Origin of the sequence: Vibrio sp. 2017_1457_13, from assembly GCF_030851525.1 — a bacterium.
Lineage (GTDB): Bacteria > Pseudomonadota > Gammaproteobacteria > Enterobacterales > Vibrionaceae > Vibrio > Vibrio metschnikovii.
On sequence record NZ_VHTA01000010.1, the window covers coordinates 137,300 to 147,439 of the forward strand.

At 41.6% G+C, this 10,140-nt stretch carries 10 protein-coding genes and 1 pseudogene; 3 read left to right on the forward strand and 8 right to left on the reverse strand.

What is annotated here, in order from left to right:
- Window positions 1–7 precede the first annotated feature (7 nt).
- The 6 genes from FKN88_RS14910 to FKN88_RS14935 all read right to left on the reverse strand — a co-directional run bounded on the left by FKN88_RS14910 (window position 8) and on the right by FKN88_RS14935 (window position 6,397).
- The gene (locus FKN88_RS14910) at window positions 8–1,030 is read right to left on the reverse strand and encodes a PapG chaperone-binding domain-containing protein (protein ID WP_187985362.1); all 1,023 of its coding nucleotides are present in this window, start codon (window positions 1,028–1,030) and stop codon (window positions 8–10) included.
- A gap of 214 nt (window positions 1,031–1,244) precedes the next feature.
- Entirely contained in the window at window positions 1,245–1,778 is a 534-nt protein-coding gene (locus FKN88_RS14915) for a fimbrial protein (protein ID WP_154169537.1), read from the reverse strand.
- 26 nt (window positions 1,779–1,804) lie between these two features.
- Entirely contained in the window at window positions 1,805–2,353 is a 549-nt protein-coding gene (locus FKN88_RS14920; RefSeq protein WP_154169539.1) for a fimbrial protein, read from the reverse strand.
- A 14-nt stretch (window positions 2,354–2,367) separates the two neighbouring features.
- Window positions 2,368–3,108, reverse strand: a complete 741-nt coding sequence (locus FKN88_RS14925) for a molecular chaperone (protein WP_154169541.1) — start codon at window positions 3,106–3,108, stop codon at window positions 2,368–2,370.
- A 50-nt stretch (window positions 3,109–3,158) separates the two neighbouring features.
- A complete protein-coding gene (locus tag FKN88_RS14930) occupies window positions 3,159–5,648 on the reverse strand; it encodes a fimbria/pilus outer membrane usher protein (protein WP_187985361.1) in 2,490 nt (829 codons plus the stop codon).
- Between the two features lie 197 nt (window positions 5,649–5,845).
- A complete protein-coding gene (locus FKN88_RS14935) occupies window positions 5,846–6,397 on the reverse strand; it encodes a fimbrial protein (protein WP_154169549.1) in 552 nt (183 codons plus the stop codon).
- Between the two features lie 517 nt (window positions 6,398–6,914).
- Between FKN88_RS14935 and FKN88_RS14940 the strand changes: the two genes are divergently transcribed.
- Together FKN88_RS14940 and FKN88_RS14945 are read left to right on the forward strand one after the other, a co-directional pair.
- Window positions 6,915–7,052 (forward strand): transposase, encoded by a 138-nt coding sequence (locus tag FKN88_RS14940; protein WP_187985360.1) that lies wholly within the window; start codon window positions 6,915–6,917, stop codon window positions 7,050–7,052.
- Window positions 7,024–7,398 (forward strand): annotated as a pseudogene (locus FKN88_RS14945) (IS4 family transposase); the annotation flags it as partial. The gene FKN88_RS14940 and the pseudogene FKN88_RS14945, both read left to right, overlap by 29 nt.
- 107 nt (window positions 7,399–7,505) lie before the next feature.
- Here FKN88_RS14945 and FKN88_RS14950 read toward each other — a convergent pair.
- Entirely contained in the window at window positions 7,506–8,444 is a 939-nt protein-coding gene (locus tag FKN88_RS14950; protein ID WP_154169551.1) for a nucleotidyl transferase AbiEii/AbiGii toxin family protein, read from the reverse strand.
- Window positions 8,437–9,228, reverse strand: a complete 792-nt coding sequence (locus tag FKN88_RS14955; protein ID WP_154169553.1) for a type IV toxin-antitoxin system AbiEi family antitoxin — start codon at window positions 9,226–9,228, stop codon at window positions 8,437–8,439. Before FKN88_RS14955 ends, FKN88_RS14950 begins: the two co-directional genes overlap by 8 nt.
- A 352-nt stretch (window positions 9,229–9,580) precedes the next feature.
- Between FKN88_RS14955 and FKN88_RS14960 the strand changes: the two genes are divergently transcribed.
- Window positions 9,581–9,898, forward strand: coding sequence for a DUF927 domain-containing protein (locus FKN88_RS14960; protein WP_306687624.1), 318 nt, complete (start codon window positions 9,581–9,583; stop codon window positions 9,896–9,898).
- Window positions 9,899–10,140: the final 242 nt, after the last annotated feature.

Below are 10,140 nucleotides of genomic sequence, written 5' to 3' on the forward strand. Positions count from 1 at the left end.
CTCCTACCTACTCAAAAATCACCTTTAAAACACCACTGCCTGAGAAAACTCCTTCGATAGCGGGTCCTGGATTAGGATGGAAAGTAGAGATTACGTCAATATCAAGATTGCCAGTTGTATTGTACGTTTTGTCGTACTCGCCACCATTAAAAGTCAGTTCACAGGTTCCCCCGGATCCGCAACGGGTAAAATTTTTAGTTCGCCCTGCAACCCGCTGATTACCGATCAGCTCCACTTTAACCGGCGCATTATAGTCACAAGTGACGCTCACTCTCGCCGGACTGGTTTTATTTCCATTGGCTTCATCCGAAGTCATACGACCATGAGAAAGAGAAACAGGCCCATAGTTGTTTAGATGACAACGGGAGCGGACTGCAACATCAAGATCGAACCAGTCCTTTCTGCCGTGCTGTAGAAGAATATATGCTAACTGTGCGATAGGTGCTACTGTCGCACCACTGTATTTATGTTCCTCATAACCATAATAAAATGATATTGGAATCTTATAGTCACCGGGTGGAAAGCCTTGCTTAGAAACAGTGAATGTCAACTGCGCATTTTCCCAATACAATTCTGTATTAACAGTCCCCCCAATTTGCCAGCAAATTTCTAAACGGGAGTCAATAATATTCTGGACAATTTTTACATCATATCCGGCTGGAAGTTGAATGCTACTGGTTGGCGTGCGCCAGCCATTATATACATCAATGCTGACTCTAATACGTTGCCCTTGAAAAACAAACTCCCTGGGAATTAACAACCATGATGTTTTACTCTGCTTAGCAGGAATTGTGCTATGTGTTGCTGTACAATTATTGTAAATAACTCGTGAAGGCTGATAGCCATTAACTAAACCCGACAGGAAAGCTTTCACGCTGACCGTGTCATCCTCGAGATTAACTGATTCTGTATGAATTTCTATTTGCTTATTTGGAATAAACAGAAAGTGCTGATACTCTGCAGATAATGAAAAGCTAGTGAGGATTAATAATAAAAATAGTACTATTAATTTTAACATTTCTCTTTTCACACGCCAACCTTTTTTAATTAAAATCAATATGTATTTGTCAAAATTAGGATATAATTGACTCTGTCGCCCGAATTGAAGCTAGTCTGGAATAGAAAATACAAGGGTAATCAATAAAAATAATCTGGAATATTTCATTTTAATCGATCTTGACAAAAAAATAATAACTAGATAGTAGCAATATAACAGAAGGGTAATATTCGAACGAATGTCCCTATCATAAATATACTAATGACATTAGAGCGCTGGCACTGAATGGTCCCGATTGCAGCCGCTCTACATCAGACGTAAACAGCACGGCTGTAAATGTGAAGACCCCTATGCCGCTGTTTAGCAAATCTAACCCTGCAGTTACGGTATAACCATAGCCAATATCCCCTGTTCCTAAAGTCATTGGGTAGCTATTATCTACACTATCCCCCATGTAGAGTGCGATACCCAAATATGAAATAGTGGTTCTGAGAACATTAGTTGGCGCATTACTCAAAGGACTTCCGGTCAATTTTATATAAGGTGCGCCGCTATACGCATAACAGTATACTGATACAGTGATCGTTTCGGCGTTGTTTTGACCATCTACGTCTACGGTAAGCATATCTGAAAACCTTACAATAATTGGACTGTTATCATTAATCACACATGGCGGAATATAGATTTCACCGGTAACATTTACCTCAATATCAACTGCATCGGCATGAAATGACAGACTAGGTAACCAAACCAACGTCAGAAGACACAACAAAACTCTCATGAAACCTCTCTCTGAATCTGACAATATTACTGGTAGAAAAGCTCAAACCGTACCTGGGAGGCATAATCCCCTTCACCAACACTTTTTTGAGCAATAGATTCTGGTGTCGCCTGTACAAATGCTTTGAAAGTCAAGGTTAGCTTCTTCCCGTTAACGACAGTTCCGTCTGATGTGTTGTCACCATTGAATTGAATGAGGGTACTGCTATCATTGTCCAGAATCCCAATGGCTAATTTTCCCTGTTGCGGCCCGCTATTCATCGACAAAAAATAAGATTGTAGGGATCCCATCGCGCTTTCCGTCACTCCGGAAAATCGAGTCTGTACAACTTTCCCTATTGCCGATGAATTACAGTTGTTAAGTTTAATCACAATCTCTTGCGTTTCACTTCTGGCCGGTTCGTACCAGAAATCTCGGGCAGCCCTATCAAGAAAACTTACGGTCTGAGTCAGGCTGGATGGATCCACCATACATGGTGCCTCAAATAGCTCGCCTGAAAACACCAGAGAAACTGCATGCACTTGATTCACAATCAAAAATATGATAATCAATAAGGTATTCGCTGCTTTATCCATACTGCGTCCTATTGTTATTTCTTGCTACTATACTTATCGGCAATACATTTATTGCTATCACAATGAAATGCCAGCGCTGGCCGACCACCATAATCATTAATGTAAGTCAGATATACTGTCGGGTGTTTTTCTGCTGTTTTAATATCTTCGAAAGATTTAGGAGCGATCATCACTACTTTAAACGGGTTAGATCGTGATGATTTTTCACTGTCCCCCAAACCAATAACTGTGATGTAGTACGGCGTTGGATTTTCTATCCGGTAGCCCTGACTGGTTTTGTGCAATATCAGTTGATCCTGCCAAACGGCATTTGGTTTCGCTATAACGGATTCAGGCCGGTAAAACAGTTTAAGCTTAGTTTGCAGAGCTATCTGCAACGCATTAGCTTCCTCACTTTTTGGCGGAATTTCCCTCAAGTTAAAATAAAATAGCGACTCCCGATCCTGTGGCAGCTTATTAATGGTTGGTGTTTTAGTCAGTTGAATGACCCCCTTAGCTCCGGCCTCTAGCCGCTGAACCGGAGGGGTAGCAATGATAGGACCTGTTGTGATTTTTTTCTGATTTTCATCTTCCAGCCACGATTGAGCCAGATAAGGCAACTGATTATTTTCATTAGAGATCGTCAATGTTATAGACTTACGGTCCCCGTCATAAATTACCCGGGTTCTATCCAGAGATACAGCCGCCAGCACACCATTACTCACTCCAAGCACCGCTATCAATATTGTATACACAAGTAGATCTAACTTTTTCATCAACAAAAACCTCTCACTTAGTTTTCAATTTTTATCTGAGTACATACTGCTTATTGTTTCTCGGGTGAGCAAACAAATACCTGGACATCGACGCCAATTTGCTCGGGCAGCGATATTTCGCACCGTTCATTCTTACCCCAACGTGCTATTATTTTTTCACTAGGGTTTATTCCACTCAGCCAGGTCAGTCCTTCTTCTCCGACGATTCCTATCTCAATATCGGCACGGTTTCTTACTGATGCGCCGAACGGTACGTCTTCACCATCTTTATGGCGAATTGTTGCAAAGAGTCTCCGCCCTTTAACGGCTTTAAATCGCTGAAAACCTATGGCTCCTTCTGTCAGAACTGATTCAGTAACCGCCTGCCTTACTTCTATATCGTCCGGCATGTTGGTTACATCAACGGTGGTTGTATTACGATAATAACTATTAACACTCGTTACGACTGCAATACCCATTGCGTTTGTTACTGCACGGCCAGAGTCAACCGGAACGCCAGAGATACCTTCCGTACCCACCATTAACCGGGTTCCTCCTCCCGAGCCACCTGAATGAAGAGCAACTCCTTCTCCTGTTGCAGTCACCCCACCAGCCAGAGCCAAACCCAGGGAGGTATAACCTTTCTCCTCCCACGACATATTGGCGGAGAAATCAGTAGCCGGAAACTGGCGGCTGTAATAACCAGAGAACTTACTGGTCGGTTTAATACCGTTGCCGTCACGATAACCTGCATTAATACTATAACTCCCTAGCCTTTCCTTCACTCGGCCACTGAGTCCGACCGACTGCTCATAAATATCGCCACTGAGACTACTGTTATAGCGAAGCGTGCTACCTCCGAATGGCATAGAGAGGCTCAGATAAACCGAATCGAGATCCCGGTTACGATATTGAGTACGAGATGCGTTAATACTGGCCGAAATATTTTTCAGTTCGAAAAAATCAAAATACTGGTTCAAAGAAAAGTTATAATATCGGCTTGCTTGACTGTCCCAGTATGTCTGATGGCTATACTGAAGCCCTAGCACCATGTTCCAATCTGATATATGTTTATTAACCGAAGTAGTGTAAAGCTCCTTTTCCCGTCTGGTGATCGTACCGCTAGAACGGGCATTCAAATATTGCTTCATGGTCATAAAATCCCTTTCAGAAAAACGGTAACCAGCAAACGTAATATCCGTATTCATTTCATCAAACCGCTTCGAATAACTTACCCGCCAGGATTTGCCTTTCTTGGTGCCATTTTCGGGAACTGTCGCAACAGACTGAGTAATATCCACAGATAATGAACCAAACCGTTTCAGGTCTTTCGCAACACCAATTGACAATGTATTAAAATCTTTTGTAGTTATTCCTCCACCATACAGAGACCATTCATTATTAATCCCCCACGATGCCTCACCAGATAGGAACATAGATCCTTCAAGTTTGTGTTCGGCAACTCTGGGTTTTCCGAGACTTAGTTTGTAACGTAGTCGTCCTGGCCTGGTCAGATAGGGAACATAAGCTGCGTCTACACGGAATTTTTTTGTTCTACCATCCTGTTCAATGACCTCAACATCCAAACGGCCACGAGTCGAGCCGTCTAAACTGTCGATCGTAAACGGGCCAGCTGGTACAGTGGAGTCATACAATATCCGCCCCTGCTGAGTCACTTTCACTCTGGCGTTTGTTTCCGCTATTCCTGATACTTGAGGGGCGTAACCACGCATTTTCGGCGGCAGCATTCGCTCATCGTCTTTCAGACTAAGACCAGTGAACTGCCAGGAATCAAAAATATCTGAATCGGTATAATTTTCACCCAACATCAGCGTGGATTGCCAATCCGCTAAGGCACGGTATGCATAAATTCGCGACCAATCAAAGTCATGTTGTGTTACTCGCTTATCATCCGCTGACAGGAACAAGTTATAGTTTCCTCGATAATCTGCTCTCAGACGCCAAGGACCAGCGTTAATACCTGCGGTACCGTTATAACCAAGCCGTTCAGAATTTCCGCTCCGATAACTATTTATCAAGCTTGCATTAATGTTGTAGTCCACCAGTACGCCAGCAATACCTTCATCCCAACGTGATGGGGGGAGCCAAGAGGAGTAAGAATACTCCAGCCAAATCTGAGGAATACTGACATTAATAGCGTTTTCTGCCATTTCCGGTTTGATTTCAACGCCTGGCAGGCCGCTAAAATCAACACAACTATCTTCCGCCTGGAAAGATACTTTATTCAATGCTTCGTTTTTAAGGCCAAACTTTTCAACTATCTCGCGGGTAATACAGGCTTTGGTCTGCTCGCTTCCATCCTCCTCAAAAAAGTTGATTAAATAGGAATAGTTACTGATACGGTTATTATTTAACAGCACTGAAAGGTTGTATCTTCCCGGCATAATGTAGCCTTGCTGGGAAAAGCGGGAAAAATCGATATTATTTTTATCATTAACGTCCAGTAAGTCGGTATTAAACTCAATAGCATACGCTTTGGTAAGGCAGAAAGTGATTACTGCTGTAAATAAACTTATGCGCTTAAACGATAAAATAGTCATGAAAAACAACACCAAATAACATTCCTTTGCAAAAATTTTCACCTTACCAAAAGAAGGCTTCTTACGGTAAATTCATCCAGAACTGGCTGAAACAGGTAGTATCATTACGCTAGGGGAATTCTCTTAAGCCAAAAGATCTTTATTAAAGCAGGCCTAGCCGAGCCTGCTTAATAAAGTCATTCGTCAATTCTGAGTATTTATTGGTAAGTCAGCCTAAAATTTGCAACAGCCATGAAATCACCTTCTGTAACTTCCTGGCCTGTACCTTTTTTCACCCAAGTTACGTAACGTAAGTTATTCGTTCCTGGATCAAGTTTGACTTGATTACCTTCGGCTGCGTTGATTTCCAACGGCGTACCACCAGTATTAGCAATAACAATCGCCGCTCCAGTTCCACCGACGGTTGCCAGTTCAGTGTTGTTGTTTCCATTTGTTGAACCAGTGAAAGAAACTGTCACAGATCTGAACGCCTCTTCCGAACCTTCCGGTGCAGACAAATCACAGTTAACCAGGTCAATATTCAGATCGCGGATTTCAGATGTAGCCCCATCGGTACTCAGGTGAGCTTTTGAAATATCATTAAATGTGATGTTCTGAGTTGCTGTTTCTGTGGAAATACCACATGGGGTATTAACTACTTTACCAGAGAAGTTTACAACTCCGCCGCTTGCTGCCAGCGTACTACCAGAGATGACGACAAAGCTGGAAGCAACCAAAATAGAGAGAGAAAGTTGTTTGAATTTTTTCATTACATTGTTTCCTTTGTTTAGTATCAGAAACGAAAACGAATCATTGATTAATCAATGAGCGTTCGTTATCGACATTGTGAGATCTTTCATTTCTGCTTAAACAATTACGTCTGAGCCTAAATGAAGGACTGCAAGTAAAACCCGACTCATTGTTCACCAGGCTCCCTAGCTACAATCCGAGAACAATATTAGAAAAAGAATTAAAAATTATGTACTCATTAAATCCATTGTAATTTTATCTGCACAGGTTTTTAATAAAGTCAAATACTTAAATGTTGGTTTGCATATTTTTATTTTTTTTTAGAACTACAAGTTAAGAATCAAATTATTTCTTAATCTGCTCTTATGACTATTAATTGATCCAGTTTTTTTGACCATGGATTCGGTTTGGTTGACTGCTAGATGTATACTTAAAGTCGTTCGTGTACCACTGGAAACCGAAGTGGCCCTCAATTTTCGGACATGATTTTAAGTTATTGATCTGTTTTGATAGTACCCCAAAATACGGGAACAGATTATGACTAGAAAACGTAAAAACCACTCTCCTGAATTTAAAGCTAAGGTAGCACTCGATACTGCTAAAGGTGATAAAATGGTTGCTGAGTTAGCTCTGAAATACAACCTGCTACCGAGAGCAAAAACAATACATGCTTGAAAACCGTCTCACACTGCGAAGTCGTTTACCAGAGTTGGTAAAGCAGGAGTTATGGGGCATCTTGCTTACTTACAATTTAATCCGATATCAGATGGTAGAGCTTTGCTTCAATTTAAAGGGAAACTACCTTCCTTATCAACTGAGTTTTAAAGGCACATTAGCTCATGTATCTGCGTTACTTGTAGTCTTACCTTACTCAACACTAGGAGCAATACCTCGTCAGTTAAAGGGTTTTAACATGGCTGAAAACTTAATACTTGAAGGGCGAAGGAAAAGAACATTCCCTAGAACAGTTAAGCCTAGACCACAACGGTATGCTAAGAACAAAAATGCCGTTCACTCTTAAGTGAACGGCATTACCCATTTGTGGGTCTTTTACTTTTGCTTGGGCGATGAGGTCAGTTAATCGTGACACACCTACTCCTTAGAATTATTGTTAATACTTTTATAAAGTTAATTGGAGTTAGCCTGCTTAAGCCACTCATCAAGTACAAACTCTAATTTAGTTAGCTGCTCTACATGTTTTTCTTGATTCTTAGCTAACTTAGCTATGTTTTGTAGCTTCCAGCGTATAGCTGGCAGTTCTGCTGCATCTGGGTAGTCAAACAGTGACCAATCAGGATTCCCTTGTTTGAATGACAACAAAAATGAGCGATCTTTTTCTGTGAAATGGGCTTGTAGTGCAGCTACCATCGCAGGCCTTGTAGAAATTAAGTCGTTTAACTCAACGGGTTCAAAGGTCATGCCATCGAACTCAGCTTGAAACTTATCATCAAGAGGTTGCCAGTTAGGTGCCATAACCTCATTGATAGGTCTTGGGTGGCTTAGTACGTAAGTAATGAATCCAACAAAGATATCTCGTGAAATACCTTCCTCTGCAAGCAGCATACGAACATCAAACAGGTCGCGAGGGTGTTGGCGATCCATGGCAGCACATAGTTTTCCGCCATAAAGATCGGGCAGACTAACTACAGGAACCTCTGCATAACCAAACTCCTCTTCGACTGATTCTTGGACAGCTAAGCTATCAGGTTTATGCAACGTACCTCTTGCTACCGGAGAGACTTCTATTTTAATTGTTGCATTAGGACTTGTAACAACAATACGCAATTCATCTAACCTATGGTCCTGCAATATAGCTCGGTTCTCAGGTTCTTTGTTGATTAAATCGGTTATACGTTGCAATGCTGCTTTTACATTTGCTAGAGCTTCATTTCTGGGCTCAAGAGGAAGATAAGCAAGATCAATATCCACAGACAAGCGTGGAAAATCTCTCACAAATAAGTTGATAGCTGTACCACCTTTGAGTGCAAATGAAGGTTCTGTTGCAACCACTGGTAACATTCTAATCAGCAATGAAACCTGCTTGTAATAAGGGCTCTCTCTATCCATTGTTTGCTTCTTCTTTTTTTACACTTAATATTTCTGGCACAGTGATTTGGTAACGCTCATCAAATCGCCCTTGCTCTACCACCTGACGCTTTCCTGAACCTAATGCGATCTTTGTTTCATCAATGCGCTGAGTCCACTGATGCCCATGATAATGACTCAAAAACAAAAACACTCTATTGGTTTGAACCGAGCTACTACGTTCAAGAAGAGATTGCACCTTTCTAGGACTCAGGTTTACAAGGCCTTGAAAAAGCTCTGCTGCATGCTCAAACGAGATTTGCTTCCCGATTGCATCAACAACTTCGTAAGCAGCAAGCTCTGGGCAACTAGCTTTTAGCTCTTTTCCTTTAACCGTAATCACTTTTAGGTCCTTGTCAGAGACAGCTTCAAGCTTATGGTTACCACAATAAAACCAATTTTGATTGGGGAATTCACGAAACCACTTAGGCAATGATTGTTTGTTCTTCACCCCTATCCAAACTTGTTCTTTGCTTAGCTGTAAATAGTGACTCAGCCCTTGGTGAGTTAAGCTGCTTAACCCAGCCAGATGAACAGGATGGTGCAACTGTGTGTCCATCGCTTGTAGAGCATCCACCCAGCCAGGCTTAACATCATCTTTTACGCTTGGCCGATAATAAACGCCTGAAGACAGCTTCCTAAGCCAACCACTCTGCGCATATTTTTGAGCTAAGGAATAGCTAATTCCGTTCTCAGTCAGCCATTGCTGTAACACAAGGGCGCCAGGATATGCATGGGCGACCAACCAGTTTATCTTGGATGACATTTTAATACCTAAGGTGTGAATATTATACGCAAACCGAACCAGAGGTTTACCCCAAGTGGTATTGTAACACCCTAGGTGTTAAAAAAAACCACAAAGTAAACATAAATCAAAAACACAACATTACTCCATGTCAAGCTCTCTTCAGTACCAAAATGGGCAATCACAGATGCCATTTTTCACCTCAGGAATCGGCACCATCATCACGACGTCGAAATGAATTGAAAAGATCTGAAACTATTGCACTGCAGCCAATCCAATGAGGATTTGCAATGAACGTAATAATCGAGAAACGAGATGAGGGGTTGATGTCTTTACCTGAAGGCGCACCACCAGAACTAATAGCGCAGGGCCTATCTCTGTTAAAGCTCACACGTATGACCCAGAATTTAAGAAAGGATTTGGTATCTTAATTCAATGGTGCTCAAGGGTAGGCGAGCATCACGAACGAGCCTTTAAAATGAAAGATACCCTCGCAGATGGAGGACGCTCTATGATTCAAATACTTGCTGATACTGGCTTATACATACATTACAGGCAGGGTTACTGGAAACACATCATTGACTATATTTTGTCATCATCACCAACAGACACTGTAGTTACGGTTGATCAAATAGGTTCGACCAAATCTTGGTTGCTGTCCGATCTGCTGCTGTGGATGCAACATCAGTAAGTTAACCAAAATTTTTTGGTGAGTATATCGGTGAGTAACAAATATTGGTTACTCACCATAATTGATTGAAAGCATTGATTTAAAGGGCATTATCAATGCTATTCTGCGAGCAGTTGAGCCTGTAATTTAAATTGTGTATCTGCTTATAATTAAGCCAGTCATGGCTAAGGATAAGCAATATGGATAAGAAAGCTCTAGAAGCCTTCGCTCGCGAAGCTGCTAAATCAATCAAGACTCCTTCC

Excerpts from the sequence above, each read along its gene's own strand:
- FKN88_RS14915 (WP_154169537.1), bottom strand. The coding sequence starts at position 1,778 with ATGAGAGTTTTGTTGTGTCTTCTGACGTTGGTTTGGTTACCTAGTCTG.
- FKN88_RS14920 (WP_154169539.1), bottom strand. The coding sequence starts at position 2,353 with ATGGATAAAGCAGCGAATACCTTATTGATTATCATATTTTTGATTGTG.
- FKN88_RS14925 (WP_154169541.1), bottom strand. The coding sequence starts at position 3,108 with ATGAAAAAGTTAGATCTACTTGTGTATACAATATTGATAGCGGTGCTT.
- FKN88_RS14930 (WP_187985361.1), bottom strand. The coding sequence starts at position 5,648 with ATGACTATTTTATCGTTTAAGCGCATAAGTTTATTTACAGCAGTAATC.
- FKN88_RS14935 (WP_154169549.1), bottom strand. The coding sequence starts at position 6,397 with ATGAAAAAATTCAAACAACTTTCTCTCTCTATTTTGGTTGCTTCCAGC.
- FKN88_RS14940 (WP_187985360.1), top strand. The coding sequence starts at position 6,915 with ATGACTAGAAAACGTAAAAACCACTCTCCTGAATTTAAAGCTAAGGTA.
- FKN88_RS14950 (WP_154169551.1), bottom strand. The coding sequence starts at position 8,444 with ATGGATAGAGAGAGCCCTTATTACAAGCAGGTTTCATTGCTGATTAGA.
- FKN88_RS14955 (WP_154169553.1), bottom strand. The coding sequence starts at position 9,228 with ATGTCATCCAAGATAAACTGGTTGGTCGCCCATGCATATCCTGGCGCC.